This window comes from Rhizobium ecuadorense (assembly GCF_001187535.1).
GTDB lineage: Bacteria > Pseudomonadota > Alphaproteobacteria > Rhizobiales > Rhizobiaceae > Rhizobium > Rhizobium ecuadorense.
Genome location: NZ_LFIO01001278.1, coordinates 1 through 358, shown reverse-complemented (window position 1 = coordinate 358; position 358 = coordinate 1). Strand labels below are relative to the sequence as shown.

Below are 358 nucleotides of genomic sequence, written 5' to 3'. Positions count from 1 at the left end.
GCATCAAGGATCAACTGGGTTGGACGGTCCAGCAAGCCTGGACCGCTGATGCCGAGGCATACCATCGGCTCGATGCACTGCGGGTGATGCGCCTAGCCCCGGCGATCGCCAGCATCACCCTTGTTGACGATGTCGGCGTCGAACGGCTGCATGTCTCCCGTATCGACTTGAACAGGATGGAAGGGGGATCGGATCGCTCTGGCGATCCTGCTGTCTTGGGAGTTCGTTCGAACGGCACATGGTTTGGGCCAGTCACTTTTCGCGACGGCTCCGAACCGTTCATGACCATGGCCATGGCCGGAAACCGTAAGGCAGGTGGCATCGTCGTCGCCGAAATCAACCTGAAGCTTGTCTGGAC

The 358-nt window shown here is 59.8% G+C and carries 1 pseudogene; it reads left to right on the top strand.

Annotated elements, in window-relative coordinates:
- Positions 1 to 358, top strand: a pseudogene (locus tag AF337_RS27230) (adenylate/guanylate cyclase domain-containing protein); the annotation flags it as partial.